Raw genomic sequence first — 17,503 nt, forward strand, 5'->3', positions numbered from 1 at the left:
CAGGGAGGAAACCCCGGTATGTCGTCCTTGAATGCCTTGATGGTGGCCATCGATGCCGCGTCGCGCAAGCGTGACGAGGCGCGCCAGGCGGTGCAGGAGCGCCTGCGCTCGCAGCAGGCCGCGCAGACGCAAATGGAGCAGCTGCAGCACTATGTGCAGGAAATGCAGACGCGCTGGGGCGCGCAGGAAAACCAGTCCGTGCAGCCCGAGGTCATGTTCCACCAGTACCAGTTCATGGACCGCCTGCAGCATGCCATCGGCCTGCAGACGCGGGTGCTGGCCGACCTGGCGATCCGCCTGGAGGCCGCGCAAAAGGCCTTGATGGCCTGCGAGCTGCGGGTCAGCAGCCTGCGCAAGGTCGTCGAGGTGCGCCGCCGCGATCTGGCGCTGAGCCAGATGCGCCGCGAGCAAAAGGAGACCGATGAACGTGCGGCCATCCAGTTTTTCCGTCGCAGCTTCGGGCTGACATTCCAGGAGGCTTGACGCATGTCCACCAACCAGATCGAACAGCGCGCCGATGCGCGCAGCGCCATGCAGCGCGCCATGGAAGGCGTTCGCTCCGCGCGCGGCACGCAGCCGCCCTCCAACGACCAGGCCGCAGGCTTTTCTTCGTTGCTGGCAGCGATGGACGGCATTGGCGGATTGCCGGCGCTGGCCTCGGGCGCCCTGGGCCAGGCCTTGGGCGAGGACGGCAGCGCCGCTCTTTCCGCGCTGTCCAGCCTCAAGGGCGCAGCCAAGGACGGCCTGAAGGATGCCGCAGACCTGCTGGCCGATCCCGGCCTGGCGCAGGGCCTGCTGCAGCAGCCGCAACTGCCGCTGCAACCGCAGGCGGAGCCGACCGATATGACCACCTCGGCGCAGGCCGATGCCATGGCGCTGGCTGCCAACGGCCAGGCGCCCTGGCTCAGCCTGGTCGGGCAGACCGCCCACTTGGACGGCAAGGGCGACCGCGACATGCTGCAAGGCGTGGCGGGCGACTGGCTGTCCGGCCGGGGCAGCGCTGCCATGATGGCCCTGCGCCAGGAGCAGGGCGCTGTGGCGCACGCGGCCTTCCTGGCACCGCAGTCCGCAGCCGGTGATGCCGCGGGCACGGCGCTGGCCACGGCCAGCGCCAATGCTGCGGCCCTGGCTGCCGCTGCGGACCCCAATGCAGCCGGGGCACTGACCGATGGCGCTGCGCGCCGTACCCAGGCACAGGCCCAGGCCGCCGATGTGCTGGCCGCCGTGCAGTCCGATGCGGCACTGACGGCCGCCGCCGCACGCACGGCAACCACCGCCCAGGCCACGCATGAACACACGCCCCAGGTCCTGGCGGGCGGTGTGCGGCAGGACGTGGCCCTGGCGTCGGGCATTGCGCTCAACGGCATGGCCGCAGTGCGGCCCGAAGAATGGCGCGGCCTGTTCGAGCGAGCCAGGGAGGGCGGCACCGCCTCCACGGAGTCGGCGGCGAACGGACTGCACGGCGTTGCGGCTGCCGTGGGCGCGGCCCATGCCGGCCAATCCCTGGGCCAGCAGGCGGCCGGCCAAAATGGCGCGGCCTTTGCCCAGCCCGACGCCCAGGCCCAGCCGGGCAACTCCACCGAGCGCGAGCAGCAGGTGTCCGAGCAGGTGGCCTTCTGGGTCCACAACAAGAACCAGAACGCCTCGCTGTCCGTGGAGCATGAGGGCCGGGCCATCCAGGTGCAGGTCAGCCTGCAGGGCAACGAGGCCCATGTGCGCTTTGGCGCCAGCGAAGCCCAGGCGCGTGACTGGCTGGGCAATGGTGCCGACCAGCTGCGCGAGCTGCTGCAGGCCCAGGGCCTGCAACTGGCCGGCGTCAGCGTGGATGCGGGCGGCCAGTCCGGCAGCGGCGATTCGGCAAGACAGGGGGCGGACGCCCAGGCGCGCCAGGGCCGCGTGAGCGCCATGGTCGATGCCGCCGGTGTCACGGGCGGCAATGGCGCCGCACAGGCCGGCGGTGGCCGTGCGGCAGCGGGCGGGGTGGATCTGTTCGTCTGATTCTTCCTGCGCTTCTTGCGGGGCGGCGCATGCGCCGTTTCAGGGTTTTCAGAACAGGCCGGGTGGCGACAAGCTGCCCGGCCTGTGGCGTTTGAGGGCCATCAAGCCAGCGAGAAACCGGGGTTTCATGCGCTTATTCAGGCCATGGTCCGGGGTCCAATCGCCGAATAATTCCTGCCATGGGCCTGCTGCGTCATGGCGCCGCGCATGAAGCGCGTGCGCGTGGCGGTCCCGCTCACCCAGAGGAATTCCAGTGTCTGCCACACCCAATGCCGCCAACAATGCAGCTCCCGCCCCGGCCAAGGGCAAGAAGCTGATCGTGCTGATCGTCATCATTGCCGTCCTGGCCATAGGCGCGGCCGCTGCCTTCATCCTGCTGTCCAAGCGCCACAGCAGCGGCGATGAGGAAGAGGGCAGCGCCAGCAAGGCGGCCGTGACCGTGCCCACCTTCCTGCCGCTGGACAACCTGGTGGTCAATCTGTCCGATACGGGCGGCGACCGCTTCGTGCAGATCGGCATCACGCTGGAGCTGGCCGACGAGAAGACGGCCACCACGGTCAAGCAATACCTGCCCAGCATCCGCAACGGCATCCTGATGCTGGTGTCCCAGCGCACGGCCGAGGAACTGCTGGAGCGCGAAGGCAAGGAGCGCCTGGCCGCCGACGTGCTCAACGAAGTCTCGGCCCCGCTGGGCTACGGCAACCAGGCCAAGGCCAAGAAGCGCAGTCGCGACGAGGATGCCGAGGACGAAGACGGCGAGCGCCGCCGCTCCTCTGCTGGCAAGAACCCGGTGCGCCGCGTGCTCTTCTCCAGCTTCATCATCCAGTAACCGGGGAGGCCAGGCGCCATGAGCGATTCGTTTCTCTCCCAGGAAGAAGTCGATGCCCTTTTGGAGGGTGTGACCGGCGAGAGCCAGAAATCCACGACCGAGGAGGTCGAGGCGGGCATCATCCGCCAGTACGACATCTCCAGCCAGGAGCGCATCGTGCGCGGGCGCATGCCGACGATGGAAATCGTCAATGAGCGCTTTGCCCGCAACTTCCGCATCGGCCTGTTCAACTTCATCCGCCGCAGCCCCGAAGTGTCCGTGGGCACGGTGTCGGTGCAGCGCTACAGCGCCTTCCTGCGCGAGCTGGTGGTGCCCACCAACTTCAACATCGTCGCCATCCGTCCGCTGCGCGGCAGCGGCCTGGTGGTCTGCGACCCCTCGCTGGTGTTCGGTGTCATCGATACGCTGTACGGCGGCACGGGCCGGCTGCAGACGCGTATCGAAGGACGTGACTTCTCGCACACCGAGCAGCGCGTGATCAACCGCCTGGTCAACGTGATCTGCGAGGAATACAAGAAGGCCTGGCACGGCATCTATCCGCTGGAGCTGGGCTACCAGCGTTCGGAGATGCAGCCGCAGTTCGCCAACATCGCCACGCCCAGCGAAATCGTCGTGTCCACGGCCTTTCAGCTGGAGATCGGCGACATCTCGGGCTCCATCCACATCTGCATGCCCTATGCAACGCTGGAGCCCATCCGTGATGTGCTGTATTCCTCGACACAGGGCGACTCCATCGAAGTGGACCGCCGCTGGGTCAAGGTGCTCAAGCGCGAGATCCAGGCCGCCGAGGTGACCCTGGTGGCCGAACTGGCACGTGCCGACGCCACGGTGGAGCAGCTGCTGGCCATGCGCCCCGGCGATTTCATCGAACTCGACCGCGAGCCGCTGATCCGCGCCTCCATTGGCGGCGTTCCGATTTTCGAGTGCCAGTACGGCACTCACAACGACAAGTACGCAATCCGCGTCGAGAACTGCCTGCGTGGCGCCGACGCTGGCTGGATGGGAGAAAACAATGGCAACTGAAGATACGCAAAAGCCCGCTGGCGATGATCCGTTCTCGGGCTGGGCAGAGGCATTGGACGAGCAGCGCGAGCGCGACGCCAAGCTGGAAGAGGAGCAGGGCGGCCCGCTGACAGGCGAGCCCGTGCGTCCCTACGCCGGTGGCGCCGATGTGCCGGTCAACGACATCAACATGGTGCTGGACATTCCGGTGCAGTTGTCGGTGGAGCTGGGCCGCACCAAGGTGCCGATCAAGTACATCCTGCAACTGGCCCAGGGCTCGGTGGTCGAACTCGACGCACTGGCCGGCGAGCCCATGGACGTGCTGGTCAACGGCTACCTGATCGCCCAGGGCGAGGTGGTGGTGGTCAACGACAAGTTCGGTATCCGCCTGACCGACGTGGTCACGCCGTCCGAGCGCCTGCGCCGGGTCAGCCGTGGCTGAGAGCGCCGGCATGGGCCCGCTGTGGCCGACCCTGCTCACGGTGGTGGCCCTGGTCACGGCCATGGCCGCTCTGCCCTGGCTGCTGCGCCGCTTCCAGCAGCGCACGGCTGCGCTGCGCGGTGCCGCCGGCCTGCAGTCGCGGGTGCTGGGCGCCGTGGGCGTGGGCCCGCAGCAGCGGGTGGTGACGGTGGAAGTGGGCGAGGGCGCGCAGACCGTGCGTCTGGTGCTGGGCGTCACGGCGCAAAGCATCCAGTGCCTGCATGTGTTGCAGGCCCCGGCCCCTGCTGATTTTTCGGCTGCGATGGCGCAAGCGCGCAGCCTGCCTGCGGACGGTGCGAATGTCTGAATATTCCTGCAAGCGCCCGGCGCGCACGCTGAGCCAGGCCGCTGGCGCCGCAGCGCTGGCGCTGTGCTGCGCCACGCCCCTGGCCTCCTGGGCACAGGGCGCGCCCGCCAGCCTTCCGCTGGTCATCGGCCAGGGCAGCGGTGGCACCAGCTTTTCGGTGCCCATCCAGACCCTGCTGTTCTTCACGGCGCTGTCCTTCCTGCCGGCCATCCTTTTGATGATGACGGGCTTCACCCGCATCGTCATCGTGCTGTCGCTGATGCGCCAGGCGCTGGGCACGCAGTCGGCGCCGCCCAACCAGGTGATCATCGGCCTGTCGCTGTTCCTGACGCTGTTCGTCATGGGCCCCACCCTGGACCGCGTGTACCAGGAGGCCTACGTGCCCTACACCACGAATGCCGTGACCTTCGAGCAGGCCATTGAGAAGGCCGAGGCGCCCATGCGCGACTTCATGCTCAAGCAGACGCGCCAGTCGGACTTTGCGCTGTTCGCGCGGCTGGCCAAGCTCGATGCAGGCGTCACCAGCGAGACCGCACCGCTGCGCGTGCTGGTGCCCGCCTTCGTGACCAGCGAGCTGAAGACCGCGTTCCAGATCGGCTTCATGATCTTCATCCCCTTCCTGGTCATCGACATGGTCGTGTCCTCGATCCTGATGTCCCTGGGCATGATGATGCTGTCGCCCGTGCTGGTGGCCCTGCCGTTCAAGCTCATGCTCTTCGTGCTGGCCGATGGCTGGAACCTGCTCATAGGCTCGCTGGCCGCCAGCTTCGCCGTCTAGCCCCGCTCTTTCTTTGGAAATCCTTCCATGACCTCCCAATACGTGCTCACCTTCGGCCGCGAGGCACTGACCTTGCTGCTCATGATCTCCATGCCCGTGCTGGGCGTGGTGCTGGCCGTGGGCCTGGCCGTCAGCGTCTTCCAGGCGGTGACCCAGGTGCATGAGGCCACGCTGGCCTTCGTGCCCAAGCTCATCTCCGCCGTGCTGGTGTTTGCCATTGCCGGTCCGTGGATGCTGAGCACGCTGGTGGACTTCATCCGCCGCACCATCGAGACCATTCCGCAGGCGGTGGGCTGAGCCCTGCGCCGCGCACTGGAAACGCCACTGTGATCACCTTCAGCGAAGCCCAACTGGTGGCGTGGCTGTCGCCCGTTCTCTGGCCGTTTCTGCGCGTGCTGGCCATGTTCTCCGTGGCCCCCGTGTTCTCGCAGCGCGTCATTCCCATGCGGCTGAAGATCGGCCTGGCCTTCCTGGTCGCGGTGTGCGCGCAGCCCGTGCTGGGCGACCAGCCCGTGATCGGCATCAACTCGCCGCAGGCGCTGGGCACGCTGATTCAGCAGGTCGGCGTGGGGCTGGCCGTGGGCTTTGCCGTGCGCCTGGTGTTTGCCGCCGTGGAGGTGGCGGGCGAGGTGGTCGGCCTGCAGATGGGCCTGAACTTCGCCAGCTTCTTCGATCCGACCACGAATGCCCAGCTCAGCGCGGTGGCGCGCTTCATGGTCCAGATTTCCACGCTGCTGTTCATCGTCATCAATGGGCACCTGCTGGTGCTGATGGCCGTGCTCAAGAGTTACGAGGCGTTTCCTGTGGACGGCAGCTTCCTGCAGGCCATCAACCAGATGCGGCTGCACGAGATGGGGGCGGCGGTCTTCGCCAGTGCCTTCTGGATCGCCCTGCCCATGGTCGCCATGCTGCTGTTCGTGAACCTGGTGCTGGGCATCATTTCGCGCGTGGCACCGCAGATGAACATCTATGCCGTGGGTTTTCCCGTCACGCTCACCGTGGGCCTGACGGGATTGATGGCCACGCTGCCGCTGCTCGAGCAGCCCCTGGTCGCCTTGCTGCAGCGCGGCATTGCGGTATTTGGCACTTCAATGTAAGCAGTTGTGAAAAACAACAGATTTACAGGCCTGTCGGCCGCAAAAGCCTCAGATCAGCTGGTTGTGGATGGCGTAGGCCGTGAGTTCGGCATTGCTGCTCATCTGCAGTTTTTCCAGCACGCGCGCCCGGTAGACGCTGACGGTCTTGGGGCTGAGCATCAGCTCGGTGGCGATGTCGGTCAGCCGCTGCCCGGCCGCGATCTTGATCAGCGTCTGCAGCTCGCGCTCGGACAGGCTTTCATGCGGCACCTGGGGTGCGGGCTGGGCCAGGCTGTCGGCCAGCATCTGGGCCACTTCGGACGTCAGGTACTTGCGCCCCGTGGCCACGGTACGCACCGCCTCGATCAGCAGCACCGGGTCGCCTGCCTTGTTGGCGTAGCCCTGCGCGCCCGCCTTCAGGCAGCGCAGCGCGTACTGATCCTCGGGGTACATGGAGACCATGAGCACCTTGATCAGCGGATGGGTTTCGCGCACGCTGGCCAGGGCTTCCAGGCCACTGCGGCCGGGCATGTTGATGTCCAGCAGCAGCACGTCGCAGGTGGCGGTGCGCAGCTGTTCGCGCAGCTCGGCATAGCTGCCTGCTTCGGCGGTGACGCTGATGTCCACTGCCTCGGCCAGGGTGTCACGGATGCCCCGGCGCAGCACCGCATGGTCGTCGCACAGCACCACGTGGATCAAAGTCGGCCTCCTGGAAAAAGGGTCACGCCGCCATGGCGTTCAGCATTCATTGCCCGGGATATTAGGGCAAGTGCCGCCATCGTCCAGCGGAATGGAGACGATGACCGAGGTTCCTCGCCCGGCTTGACTGCTGACATCCAGCCAGCCCCGAACGGTGCGCGCACGCTCGCCCAGACCGCGCAAACCGAAGGATTCGGGCTTGTCGCGCGCGCCTTCGGCCAAGCCCACGCCGTCGTCCGTCACCTCCAGCGTGAGAAAGCCTTCGCGGTCCGAGAGATCGATGTCCACATGGCGCGCCTGGGCATATTTGCCGACGTTGGTCAGCGCCTCCTGGGCCGTGCGGTAGGCCACGACCTGGATGTCGGGCGCGATGTCCATGCTCTCGCGGCTGCTGCGCACCCGGGTGGGCACGCCTGTGCGGCGCTCGAAATTCTCGGCCAGCCACTGCACGGCGGCGACCAGTCCCTGGTCCAGCACGGGCGGGCGCAGGTTCATCATGATGCGCTGGCTTGCACCCAGCGCATGCTCCAGCATTTCCAGCGCGGCCAGCGCATGCTCGCGCAGTCCGCCCTCGGGCGCATTGCGCGCAATCCAGGCCACATCGAACTTCACCGAGGTCAGCGAGCCGCCGATGTCATCGTGGATCTCGCGGGCAATGCTGGCGCGTTCCCGTTCAGTGGAGGTCTGCAGGTGCTCGGTCAGATCGGCCAGGCGCCGCTCGGATGCCGCCAGCTCGGCCGCCGCGCGGCGGCGTGCCAGGCGGGCCTCGTGCACTTCCAGCGCATGCGAGACCACATGGGGCAGGCGCGTGATGTGGTCCTTGAGCAGGTAGTCGCTGATGCCCTCGCGCATCACGTCCACGGCGGCCGACTCGCCGATGGCGCCGGACAGCAGCACAAAGGGCGGATGCCCGGGCTGGCGGCGCACCAGCTCCCAGGCGTCCAGCGCCGTGAAGCCGGGCAGGTGGTAGTCGGCCAGGATGAGGTCGAATGCCTGGCTCTGCAGCGCGGCTGCGGCATCATCGAGCAGGTCGACCGCGACAATCTCGCAGACCAGCCCGCCGCGCAGCAGGCTCAGCCGCGCCAGCGCCTGGTCGGCCGCCGAATCCTCGATGTGCAATATGCGCAAGGGCTTGTGCGGTGGTCTGGCATCCCCGAGGGCGCTATCATGAGATACATTTTGGAACATAAATGCAAGTGGTCGTGTATATCAAGGGATGCACTGCATTCCTGGGGACGATTGACAAGGGCTGGCCATGCTGCAAAGCGTGGCGAACATTGGGCTGAAACGCTGGTGGTGGAGTAACAATGCAGTCAATGCACAAGCCTTCGGGCGAGCCTGCCGTCCCCATGCCCGTCATGGTGGCCGCAGACCTGCAGGATGCCTTGCTGGTGGCGATGCGCGATCTGCAGCGCCTGGAAGGCCTTCTCAATCATGCAACGCAGAACCTGCTGGACCGTTTCGACGAGACCCACGGCCAGCTGGCCGGTGAGGCGCTAGGCGCCTTGCCCGAGCTGGACGCCGCGCGGTCCACGCTTCGGTTGGCGGTGACCGAGTTGCAGTTTCACGACATGTCCTCCCAGTTGATCGCCCATATTACGAAGATTTTGCAAGGCTGCGCGTTCCAGTTGGCCGCAGCCACCATGGGCGTGGACGAGGGGGAGGACGACTCCCTGGGCCTGCCGGCGATACCCGACCGGCCCAATCCCGTCACGCAAAGCGAGATGGATGCTGGCTCGGTCGAGCTGTTCTGACAGCTGACCATGCACTCTTCTACCTTTTATTGCCCGTCTGTTGGAGCTATACATGCGATCGATTCTGGCTGTTGATGATTCCCCCTCGATGCGAAAGATGGTGGCGTTCACCCTCGCAGGGGCGGGATTTCGCGTTGTGGAGGCGGTTGACGGCGTGGATGCGCTCGAGAAGGCACAGCTCGAACAAGTCGACCTGGTGCTGGCCGACCAGAACATGCCGCGTCTGGATGGCATCGGTCTGACCCGCAAGCTGCGCGAAGACCCCAAGTTCCAGAACACGCCGATTCTCATTCTCACCACCGAATCCAGCGACCAGATGAAGCAGGCCGGACGCGCCGCGGGCGCCACGGGCTGGCTGGTCAAGCCCTTCGATCCAAACCGTTTGATCGAAGTCATTCAGAAAGTAATGCGTTGAGCCGATAAGTACGGGCAACAGGAAACAGCAGGACCAAAGATGGCGGATCTACACCAGGATGGGGCAGGAGCGGGCGCAGACTTCGACCTGAGCCAGTTCTATCAAATCTTCTTCGAAGAAGCGGCCGAGAACCTCGACCAGATGGAGCAGATGCTGCTGAATCTGGATCTGTCAGCGGCCAATGACGAGGAACTCAACGGCATCTTCCGATGCGCGCACTCGATCAAGGGCGGGGCGGCCACCTTCGGCTTTGCCGACGTGACCGAGCTGACGCACCGCATGGAGTCGCTGCTCGACCGGCTGCGCCGGCACGAGATCACACCGATTCCGGAGATGGTCGATGTGTTGCTGGAGTCGGCTGATGCCAGCCGCAGCCTGCTGGCACGCCACCAGGCCGGCAACGAGGGCGAGGCCCTGTCCACCACGGATCTGGTGGCACGCATCGAGACGCTGGCGGAAGGCCGCAGCGCCGTACCTGCAGCGGCAGCGCCGGCTCCCGCACCGACCCCAGCTCCAGCGCCTGTGGCTGCGCCAGCGCAGGCTCCGGCCCCGGTTGCTGCAGCACCTGTCTCGGGCGGCGCCGTCGGCACGGCACCCAGCAGCGGCGGACGTTCGCTGCATATCCTGATCGGTCCGCTGGAGCGCCTGGAGATGGCCGAGGCCATCAAGGAGCTGTTCCGCGACATTCCCGGTCTGGGACGCATCGAGGACCTGGCCTGCGATCAGCCGCAAAGCCGCCTCTTTGACGTGCAGACCTCGTCCACCGACGACGACCTGCTCGATCTCTTCGCCTTCCACGTGGCCAAGGAGCAGGTCCGCATCACGGCGGCCGGAGCCTCTGCCGAGGCAGCACCCGCAGCGGTGGCGGCGCAAGCCCCGGCCGCTGAAGAGCATGCGCACGACCCCGATGCCGCCCTGGCCTCGGCCGCCATCCCGCCTGCCGATGAGGCCTATGGCTTCTTCAACGGCGCACCCGGCATGCCCCAGGCCGATGGCGCGCTGGCCATCCAGCCGGCCGGCGCCGTGGCCAAGCCCGCTGCCAAGACGGCGGCCCAGACGCAGCAGGCGCAGATGGAGTCCACCAGCATCCGCGTGTCGGTGTCCAAGGTCGACCAGCTCATCAACCTGGTGGGCGAGCTGGTCATCACCCAGGCCATGCTGGCGCAAAACAGCCACGGACTGGACGCATCGGCCTACCAGCAACTGCTGGCAGGCCTGGCCGACCTGGATCGCAATACGCGCGATCTGCAGGAATCGGTGATGTCCATCCGCATGATTCCCATGTCCACCGTGTTCAGCCGTTTCCCGCGCATGCTGCGCGACCTGGCCGGCAAGCTGGGCAAGAAGATCGACCTGATCACGCTGGGCGAGGCCACGGAGCTGGACAAGGGACTGGTCGAAAAGATCACCGACCCGCTGACCCATCTGGTGCGCAACAGCGTGGACCACGGCATCGAAATGCCCGAGGACCGCCTGGCGGCCGGCAAGTCCGAGCACGGCACGCTGACGCTGGCAGCCTCCCATCAGGGCGGCTCCATCGTCATCGAGGTGCGCGACGATGGGCGCGGCATGAACCGCGAGCGGATTCTCCAGAAGGCCCGCGAGCGCGGCATGGATGTCTCGGACAACATGCCCGATCAGGAGGTCTGGCAGCTGATCTTCGCGCCGGGCTTCTCCACGGCCGACGTCGTCACCGACGTGTCCGGGCGCGGCGTGGGCATGGACGTGGTCAAGCGCAATATCGCGGCGCTGGGCGGCTCGGTCGAGATCGAGTCCACCCAGGGCAAGGGCATGCGCGTGGCCGTTCGCCTGCCACTGACCCTGGCCATCATGGATGGCATGTCGGTCGGCGTCAGCGACGAGGTCTACATCCTGCCGCTGTCCTCGGTGGTCGAGTCCTTCCTGGTCAAGGCCGAAGACGTGAACACCGTGGCCAACGGCACGCAACTGGTCAAGGTGCGTGACGAGTACATGCCCGTGTTCGCGCTGGAAAAGACCTTCCGCGTGCCGCGCAGCGACACCAGCCAGTCCAGCAACATCATGGTGGTGGTCGAGTCCGACGGCAGCCGCGTGGCCTTGCTGGTCGACGAGCTGCTGGGCCAGCACCAGGTGGTGGTCAAGAACCTTGAATCGAACTACCGCAAGGTGCCCAACGTTTCGGGCGCCACCATCCTGGGCGATGGCACGGTGGCGCTGATTCTGGACACCGGCGCGCTGGTGCGTCGTGCACGCCACTGAACGGGACAGGGATACCTGACCACAATCGACGGCGCCGCAGGCAGTGCCTGCGCGCCGCCAAGAAACCATGGCCTTCGCCACCACGGCGCGGGTCCGACAGTTGAGGAGCTGAGCAATGAGCGTGATCGCTAAGAACGCAGAAGGCGTCGCCACCGGCGCGCGCGAGTACCTGACCTTCCGCCTGGACCAGGAGGAATACGGCATCGACATCCTGAAGGTGCAGGAAATCCGCGGCTACGAGCCGCCGACCCGCATCGCCAATGCGCCGGAATTCATCAAGGGCGTGGTCAATCTGCGCGGCACCATCGTGCCCATCGTGGACATGCGGCTGAAGTTCAACTGCTCCCAGGTGGAATACAACAGCTTCACCGTCGTCATCATCCTGAACCTGCGCAACCGCGTGGTGGGCATCGTGGTGGACTCGGTCAGCGACGTGATGGAACTGGCTCCCGAAGCCGTGCGCCCCGCGCCGGACATCGAAAGCGCCATCGACAGCGGCTGCATTCTGGGCCTGGGTTCCGTGGGCGAGCGCATGCTCATCCTGCTGGACATCGAAAAGCTCATGAACAACGTGGACATGGGCCTGGTCGCCTCGGTCGACTGAGACCCGTTCTTGCACTGAGCGCCCTCATGCGATCCGGCTCATCCAATGCGGCACTGGCCGCACGTCCCGTCGCCGACGACGGGGATGCCAACGGGCCCCTGGCCCAGGGGCGCGAATTCGAATGGTCGTCGCGGGACTTTGCCCGCGTACAGGCGCTGATCTACCAGCGGGCCGGCATCAGCCTGCACGATGGCAAGCACGCCATGGTCTACAGCCGCCTGTCGCGGCGCCTGCGCGAGACGGGCTACGACAGCTTCTCCACCTACCTGGACTGGCTGGAGTCGCAGTCCGACGGCGTGGAGTGGCAGGAGTTCGTGAACGCGCTGACCACCAATCTCACGGCGTTCTTTCGCGAGCAGCACCATTTCGAGATCTTTGCCCAGCATCTGCGCAGCAAGCCGGCCGGCACGGCCTGGAAGGTCTGGTGCAATGCGGCCTCGACCGGGGAAGAGCCTTACTCCATCGTCATGACGGCGCTGGAAGCGCTGGGTGCCACGCCCAGCTTTCAGCTGCAGGCCAGCGACATCGATTCGCGCGTGCTGGACACGGCATCGGCCGGCGTCTACCGCGCCGAAAGCATCAAGGGCATGAGCGCCGAGCGCCTGCACCGCTTCTTCCTGCGGGGCAAGGCTGGCAATGCAGGCCTGGTGCGCGTCAAGCCCGAACTGCGCCGCCTGGTGGAGTTTCTCAACGTCAACCTGATCCGTGACGACTGGCCGTTCCGAGACCCCTTCGACGTGGTCTTCTGCCGCAACGTGATGATCTACTTCGACGCGGCCACGCAGCGCCGCGTGCTGGAGCGCATCCACCGCGTGATGAAGCCCGGTGGCCTGTTGTTCGTCGGGCATGCCGAGAACTTCAGTGAATCGCGCGATCTGTTCACGCTCAAGGGGAAGACCGTCTATGAGCGCCGCTGACGCAGGTCCTGCCGCACGCCAGGGGGTGCTCACATGATCGGAGACCGCCCTGCCTTCGCACCGCCACCGGCGCCCTCGGAGCGTCGCCGCATGCCGCGCATCAACAGCTATACCGCTGCAGACTATCCGGCGCCGGGCGATCCGGTCCCGCGTTCCTCGCTGGAGCAGCTCAAGCGCCAGCAGCGCTACCCTGGCGAGGCTTCGTTCTTCTATTACGACCCGCATTTCCAGCACAACGCCGTCAAGGTGCTGCCCGGCGAATACTTTGTCTCCAACGAGGACGTGATCCTGGTCACCGTGCTGGGCTCTTGCATCTCGGCCTGCATCTGGGACCGCACCATGCGCGTGGGCGGCATGAACCATTTCATGCTGCCCGACGGCGACTCTGCCGATGCATCGGGCCGCTACGGCTCGTACGCCATGGAGTTGCTGATCAACGAAATGCTCAAGCTCGGTGCCCGGCGCGAGTCGCTGCAGGCCAAGATCTTCGGCGGCGGGCAGGTGATGCACAACTTCACCACCATGAACGTGGGCGAACGCAATACCGCCTTCGTCACGCAGTACCTGCAGACCGAACGCATCCCCATCGTCTCGGAGGATGTGCTGGACATCTACCCTCGCAAGGTGGTGTTCTTCCCCGCCAGCGGCAAGGCCATGGTCAAGCGCCTGGCACATGCCCATCCGGAGGAACTGGTACAGCAGGAATTCACACGCGGCAATGCAGCCGTCGTGGCACGCAATACGGCAGGCGGCTCGGTCGACCTGTTTTGAGGAAGGTTCAAAGGAATGGACAGGAAAATCAGGGTGATCGTGGTGGACGACTCTGCGCTGGTGCGCAGTCTGCTGTCCGAGATCATCAATCGCCAGCACGACATGGAATGCATCGGCTCGGCCAATGACCCGCTGATCGCACGCGAAATGATCCGCGAGATGAATCCCGACGTGATCACGCTCGATGTGGAAATGCCGCGCATGGATGGCATCGACTTCCTGGGCCGGCTCATGCGCCTGCGTCCCATGCCGGTGGTCATGATCTCCACGCTGACCGAACGCGGCGCCGAGGTCACCATGCGCGCACTGGAGCTGGGTGCCATCGACTTCGTGGCCAAGCCGCGCGTGGGTGTCTCCAACGGCCTGCAGGAACTGGCCGCGCAGATCGTGGACAAGATCCGCGTTGCTGCCGTGGCCCAGGTACGGCGTCTGCCGGTCGCTCCCCGCAGTCCAGCCTCTGCCGCAGGCAGCGCGGCAGCGCCGGTCGCTTCCTCTGCAGGTTCGGCCGTGCCGCGCCAGGCTGCACCGACGTCGCTGCTGGGGCGGCTTTCCACGGAGAAGCTGGTTGCCATCGGCGCCTCCACGGGTGGCACCGAGGCCATCCGCGAAGTGCTCACCCATCTGCCGGCCGACTGCCCGGCCATCGTCATCACCCAGCACATGCCGCCGGGCTTCACCACCAGCTTCGCGGCCCGGCTCAACAGCCTGTGCCAGATGACTGTGAAGGAAGCGCAGCACGGCGAGCGCCTGCTGCCCGGTCATGCCTATATCGCCCCGGGTGGCAAGCATTTCTCGGTGCAGCGCAGCGGCGCCAACTATGTCGCCGTGGTCGATGACAGCCCGCCGGTGAATCGCCACAAGCCTTCGGTCGAAGTGCTGTTCAAGTCGGTGGCCGCCTGCGCGGGCCGCAACGCCTACGGCATCATGCTCACCGGCATGGGCGCCGATGGTGCGGTCGCCATGCGCGAAATGCGCGATGCAGGCAGCTACAACCTCGTGCAGGACGAGGCCAGCTGCATCGTCTTCGGCATGCCGCGCGAGGCCATCGCCCACGGCGCTGCCGACGAAGTGCTGCCCCTCAACCAGATCGCTGCCGCCTTGCTGGGCAAGCTGCGCATAGGTTCGGACCAGGTGCACCACCGCATCTGAGCGCAACGGCCCGCTCTGGCGGCCTCCATGAAAAAAAGAGCGCATGGCGCTCTTTTTTTTGTCAGTTCGACACGGTGCTTACTCGGACAAGGCGCTCCAGCGCTCCAGTGCCTCCATCAGCTGCTCATCGATCTCGCCATCGCGCTGGTGCAACTGAACGGCGCGGGAGTTGTCGTTGGCATACAGCGAGCCGTCGGCCAGGGCCTCGCGAATGGATTTCTGCTCCGCCTCCAGAGATGCAATGGTCTCGGGCAACTGATCGAGCTCGCGCTGCTCCTTGTAGCTGAGCTTGCGCTTGGGCTTGCTGTCGCTGCGCACCGCCGTCGGCTTGGCCTCTTCCTTGGCAGGCTTGGGCTGTGCAGCCTCGGCCAGATCCTGGCTGCGGCGCGACTGGTCCAGCCAGTCCTGCACGCCGCCTTCGTATTCGCGCCACTTGCCCGGCCCTTCCCAGGCAATGGTGCTGGTGACCACGTTGTCCAGGAAACTGCGGTCATGGCTGACCAGGAACACCGTGCCGTCGTAGTTCTGCAGCAGGTCTTCCAGCATCTCCAGCGTCTCGATATCGAGGTCGTTGGTCGGCTCGTCCAGAACCAGCACATTCGCGGGGCGGGCAAACAGGCGCGCCAGCAGCAGGCGGTTGCGCTCGCCGCCGGACAGTGAACGCACAGGAGAGTGAGCGCGTGCCGGAGAGAACAGGAAATCCGACAGATAGCTCTTCACGTGCTTTTTCTGGTTGCCGATCTCTATCCACTCGCTGCCGGGGCTGATGAAATCCTCCAGCGTGGCATCCATATTGATCTGGTGCCGCATCTGGTCGAAGTAAGCCACCTGCAGATTCGCACCCAGCCGCACGTTGCCGCTGTCAGGCGCCAGTTCGCCCAGAATCATCTTGAGCAGCGTCGTCTTGCCGGCACCGTTGGGCCCGATCAGTCCCACCTTGTCACCGCGCAGGATGGTGGCGCTGAAATGCGAGACGATCTGCTTGTCGCCAAAGGACTTGGCCACATCGGTCAGCTCGGCCACGATCTTGCCCTGGTAGCCATCGCCCCGGCCCGAGGCAATGTCCATCTTCACCCCGCCCAGCACATCGCGGCGGGCAGCGCGGTTGGCCCGCAACTGCTCCAATCGGCCGATGCGGCTCTGGCTGCGCGTGCGGCGCGCCTCCACGCCCTTGCGGATCCACACCTCCTCCTGGGCCAGCAGCTTGTCGGCCTTGGCGTTGATCACGGCTTCCTGGGCCAGCTGATCTTCCTTGGTTTGCTGGTACTGAACGAAATTGCCGGGATAGGAGCGCAGCGTTCCACGATCCAGCTCCACGATGCGCGTGGAGACGCGGTCCAGGAAGGAGCGGTCGTGGGTAATGGTCACCACGCTGCCCTTGAAGTTCAGCAGCAGCTCCTCCAGCCACTCGATGGCATCCAGGTCCAGGTGGTTGGTCGGCTCGTCCAGCAGCAGCACGTCAGGACGTGCGACCAGCGCCTGGGAAAGCGCAACGCGCTTCTTCATCCCCCCGGACAACGTGCCCACCAGGGCGTCGGGATCCAGATGCAGCCGCTGCAGCGTCTCTTCCACGCGCTGCTCCCAATTCCAGGCGTCATAGGCCTCGATCTGGGACTGCAGCGCATCGAGATCCTCGCCCTCGCCACCCGCCAGATAGCGCTCGCGCACGGCGATCACCTCGGCAATGCCGGCGGACGCCGACTCGAAGATCGTCTGCTCGGGCACAAGCACCGGCTCCTGCGCCACATAAGTAATGCGGATACCGGACTGTGTCTGGACCTGGCCGTCATCGGCCTTGGCCAGTCCGCCAAGAATCTTCAACAAAGAGGACTTCCCTGCGCCGTTTCGACCGATCAGGCCCACACGTTCGCCGCTCTCCAGGGAAAACTGGGCGTGGTCGAGAAGCGCCACATGCCCGAACGCCAGTTGGGCGTCTATCAAAGTAATCAATGCCATCGTGCGCGCATTATCTATGCGGGCCCGATTCCTGGTGCAGGCAGCAAGGCCTCCCCGCCCGGAGCCTGCCCGCAGGGCAGGCTCCGGGCCGGTTTCAGAGGGCGGGGCGGTGGCTTCTTCACTGGTCTGCAAGGAAGTTCACGAATTTCACGCCATCGGTAAAAACCCATGCTATAGTTCGATCCCTCGTCGCCACACTGCCTTGCAGACAGCGATGAGTCAGAAAAGTCTTGTGGATAGCATGAAAAAACGTGCTACAATGCAAGGCTCTGCTGAAGAGAAGCGATGCAGATCGCTGGTGTTGAAAAAATCAAAGAAATTTGATTGCAACGACGCTAAAAACTGTGCTAGAATTCAAGGCTTCGCTGATCGCAGCGAGTCGGAGGTAAAGAAGAAATTCTCTGCTTCGATCCTTAAAAATATACAGCCGATAAGCGTGGGCGTTTGAGGCGAACAGCCAAGTTCTTTGGAGCTCGGCTCTTTGAAGCCAAAAACGCTCATGAGAATAGAAGTGAAGTTCACTTCAATT

Annotated in this window: 19 protein-coding genes; 16 read left to right on the forward strand and 3 right to left on the reverse strand. The window is 65.4% G+C overall.

Annotated features, from left to right (window positions below; genetic code table 11):
• Positions 1-18: 18 nt before the first annotated feature.
• The 9 genes from fliJ to fliR all read left to right on the forward strand — a co-directional run bounded on the left by fliJ (position 19) and on the right by fliR (position 6,492).
• Positions 19-483 carry a flagellar export protein FliJ gene (gene fliJ, locus ACUTR7_RS26460; RefSeq protein WP_012202574.1) on the forward strand — a complete coding sequence of 155 codons (465 nt, stop codon included), beginning with the start codon at positions 19-21 and terminating at the stop codon, positions 481-483.
• Between the two features lie 3 nt (positions 484-486).
• Positions 487-1,998, forward strand: a complete 1,512-nt coding sequence (locus ACUTR7_RS26465) for a flagellar hook-length control protein FliK (RefSeq protein WP_445610194.1) — start codon at positions 487-489, stop codon at positions 1,996-1,998.
• Between the two features lie 253 nt (positions 1,999-2,251).
• On the forward strand, positions 2,252-2,827 hold the full coding sequence (locus tag ACUTR7_RS26470; protein ID WP_012202576.1) for a flagellar basal body-associated FliL family protein: 576 nt from the start codon (positions 2,252-2,254) through the stop codon (positions 2,825-2,827).
• A gap of 18 nt (positions 2,828-2,845) precedes the next feature.
• On the forward strand, positions 2,846-3,850 hold the full coding sequence (gene fliM / locus ACUTR7_RS26475; RefSeq protein ID WP_012202577.1) for a flagellar motor switch protein FliM: 1,005 nt from the start codon (positions 2,846-2,848) through the stop codon (positions 3,848-3,850).
• Complete coding sequence (gene fliN / locus ACUTR7_RS26480; RefSeq protein ID WP_012202578.1) at positions 3,840-4,271, forward strand: flagellar motor switch protein FliN; 432 nt, start codon at positions 3,840-3,842, stop codon at positions 4,269-4,271. Before fliM ends, fliN begins: the two co-directional genes overlap by 11 nt.
• A 10-nt stretch (positions 4,272-4,281) precedes the next feature.
• Complete coding sequence (locus tag ACUTR7_RS26485; protein WP_012202579.1) at positions 4,282-4,617, forward strand: FliO/MopB family protein; 336 nt, start codon at positions 4,282-4,284, stop codon at positions 4,615-4,617.
• Positions 4,610-5,395 carry a flagellar type III secretion system pore protein FliP gene (gene fliP / locus ACUTR7_RS26490; RefSeq protein ID WP_012202580.1) on the forward strand — a complete coding sequence of 262 codons (786 nt, stop codon included), beginning with the start codon at positions 4,610-4,612 and terminating at the stop codon, positions 5,393-5,395. Before ACUTR7_RS26485 ends, fliP begins: the two co-directional genes overlap by 8 nt.
• A 27-nt stretch (positions 5,396-5,422) precedes the next feature.
• Positions 5,423-5,692 carry a flagellar biosynthesis protein FliQ gene (gene fliQ, locus ACUTR7_RS26495; protein WP_012202581.1) on the forward strand — a complete coding sequence of 90 codons (270 nt, stop codon included), beginning with the start codon at positions 5,423-5,425 and terminating at the stop codon, positions 5,690-5,692.
• A 29-nt stretch (positions 5,693-5,721) separates the two neighbouring features.
• Positions 5,722-6,492 carry a flagellar biosynthetic protein FliR gene (gene fliR / locus ACUTR7_RS26500; RefSeq protein ID WP_012202582.1) on the forward strand — a complete coding sequence of 257 codons (771 nt, stop codon included), beginning with the start codon at positions 5,722-5,724 and terminating at the stop codon, positions 6,490-6,492.
• A 48-nt stretch (positions 6,493-6,540) separates the two neighbouring features.
• Here fliR and ACUTR7_RS26505 read toward each other — a convergent pair whose 3' ends face one another.
• Both ACUTR7_RS26505 and ACUTR7_RS26510 read right to left on the reverse strand, forming a co-directional pair.
• Complete coding sequence (locus tag ACUTR7_RS26505) at positions 6,541-7,170, reverse strand: response regulator (protein WP_012202583.1); 630 nt, start codon at positions 7,168-7,170, stop codon at positions 6,541-6,543.
• Positions 7,171-7,209: 39 nt separating this feature from the next.
• A complete protein-coding gene (locus ACUTR7_RS26510) occupies positions 7,210-8,358 on the reverse strand; it encodes a hybrid sensor histidine kinase/response regulator (protein WP_123695299.1) in 1,149 nt (382 codons plus the stop codon).
• Between the two features lie 119 nt (positions 8,359-8,477).
• Between ACUTR7_RS26510 and ACUTR7_RS26515 the strand changes: the two genes are divergently transcribed.
• The 7 genes from ACUTR7_RS26515 to ACUTR7_RS26545 all read left to right on the forward strand — a co-directional run bounded on the left by ACUTR7_RS26515 (position 8,478) and on the right by ACUTR7_RS26545 (position 15,018).
• Positions 8,478-8,924 (forward strand): hypothetical protein, encoded by a 447-nt coding sequence (locus ACUTR7_RS26515; RefSeq protein WP_012202585.1) that lies wholly within the window; start codon positions 8,478-8,480, stop codon positions 8,922-8,924.
• Positions 8,925-8,976: 52 nt separating this feature from the next.
• The gene (locus ACUTR7_RS26520; RefSeq protein WP_012202586.1) at positions 8,977-9,339 is read left to right on the forward strand and encodes a response regulator; all 363 of its coding nucleotides are present in this window, start codon (positions 8,977-8,979) and stop codon (positions 9,337-9,339) included.
• Positions 9,340-9,378: 39 nt separating this feature from the next.
• A complete protein-coding gene (locus ACUTR7_RS26525; protein WP_043822554.1) occupies positions 9,379-11,577 on the forward strand; it encodes a chemotaxis protein CheW in 2,199 nt (732 codons plus the stop codon).
• 115 nt (positions 11,578-11,692) lie between these two features.
• The gene (locus ACUTR7_RS26530; RefSeq protein ID WP_445610195.1) at positions 11,693-12,181 is read left to right on the forward strand and encodes a chemotaxis protein CheW; all 489 of its coding nucleotides are present in this window, start codon (positions 11,693-11,695) and stop codon (positions 12,179-12,181) included.
• Between the two features lie 26 nt (positions 12,182-12,207).
• Positions 12,208-13,098, forward strand: a complete 891-nt coding sequence (locus ACUTR7_RS26535) for a CheR family methyltransferase (protein WP_013800375.1) — start codon at positions 12,208-12,210, stop codon at positions 13,096-13,098.
• A 33-nt stretch (positions 13,099-13,131) separates the two neighbouring features.
• On the forward strand, positions 13,132-13,869 hold the full coding sequence (cheD, locus tag ACUTR7_RS26540) for a chemoreceptor glutamine deamidase CheD (protein WP_012202590.1): 738 nt from the start codon (positions 13,132-13,134) through the stop codon (positions 13,867-13,869).
• Positions 13,870-13,884: 15 nt separating this feature from the next.
• Positions 13,885-15,018, forward strand: coding sequence for a protein-glutamate methylesterase/protein-glutamine glutaminase (locus tag ACUTR7_RS26545; RefSeq protein ID WP_096914209.1), 1,134 nt, complete (start codon positions 13,885-13,887; stop codon positions 15,016-15,018).
• 78 nt (positions 15,019-15,096) lie between these two features.
• Here ACUTR7_RS26545 and ACUTR7_RS26550 read toward each other — a convergent pair whose 3' ends face one another.
• The gene (locus ACUTR7_RS26550; RefSeq protein ID WP_013800378.1) at positions 15,097-16,974 is read right to left on the reverse strand and encodes an ATP-binding cassette domain-containing protein; all 1,878 of its coding nucleotides are present in this window, start codon (positions 16,972-16,974) and stop codon (positions 15,097-15,099) included.
• Positions 16,975-17,503: the final 529 nt, after the last annotated feature.

The sequence above is a fragment of the Delftia sp. NA_296.1 genome (assembly GCF_052692095.1).

Bases quoted from the DNA above. Each gene is read 5' to 3' on its own strand.
- ACUTR7_RS26525 (WP_043822554.1), top strand. From the start codon at position 9,379: ATGGCGGATCTACACCAGGATGGGGCAGGAGCGGGCGCAGACTTCGAC.
- ACUTR7_RS26510 (WP_123695299.1), bottom strand. From the start codon at position 8,358: ATGTTCCAAAATGTATCTCATGATAGCGCCCTCGGGGATGCCAGACCA.
- ACUTR7_RS26535 (WP_013800375.1), top strand. From the start codon at position 12,208: ATGCGATCCGGCTCATCCAATGCGGCACTGGCCGCACGTCCCGTCGCC.
- fliQ (WP_012202581.1), top strand. From the start codon at position 5,423: ATGACCTCCCAATACGTGCTCACCTTCGGCCGCGAGGCACTGACCTTG.
- fliJ (WP_012202574.1), top strand. From the start codon at position 19: ATGTCGTCCTTGAATGCCTTGATGGTGGCCATCGATGCCGCGTCGCGC.
- ACUTR7_RS26530 (WP_445610195.1), top strand. From the start codon at position 11,693: ATGAGCGTGATCGCTAAGAACGCAGAAGGCGTCGCCACCGGCGCGCGC.
- ACUTR7_RS26485 (WP_012202579.1), top strand. From the start codon at position 4,282: ATGGGCCCGCTGTGGCCGACCCTGCTCACGGTGGTGGCCCTGGTCACG.
- fliM (WP_012202577.1), top strand. From the start codon at position 2,846: ATGAGCGATTCGTTTCTCTCCCAGGAAGAAGTCGATGCCCTTTTGGAG.
- cheD (WP_012202590.1), top strand. From the start codon at position 13,132: ATGATCGGAGACCGCCCTGCCTTCGCACCGCCACCGGCGCCCTCGGAG.
- ACUTR7_RS26465 (WP_445610194.1), top strand. From the start codon at position 487: ATGTCCACCAACCAGATCGAACAGCGCGCCGATGCGCGCAGCGCCATG.
- fliP (WP_012202580.1), top strand. From the start codon at position 4,610: ATGTCTGAATATTCCTGCAAGCGCCCGGCGCGCACGCTGAGCCAGGCC.
- ACUTR7_RS26550 (WP_013800378.1), bottom strand. From the start codon at position 16,974: ATGGCATTGATTACTTTGATAGACGCCCAACTGGCGTTCGGGCATGTG.
- fliN (WP_012202578.1), top strand. From the start codon at position 3,840: ATGGCAACTGAAGATACGCAAAAGCCCGCTGGCGATGATCCGTTCTCG.
- ACUTR7_RS26520 (WP_012202586.1), top strand. From the start codon at position 8,977: ATGCGATCGATTCTGGCTGTTGATGATTCCCCCTCGATGCGAAAGATG.
- ACUTR7_RS26545 (WP_096914209.1), top strand. From the start codon at position 13,885: ATGGACAGGAAAATCAGGGTGATCGTGGTGGACGACTCTGCGCTGGTG.
- ACUTR7_RS26515 (WP_012202585.1), top strand. From the start codon at position 8,478: ATGCAGTCAATGCACAAGCCTTCGGGCGAGCCTGCCGTCCCCATGCCC.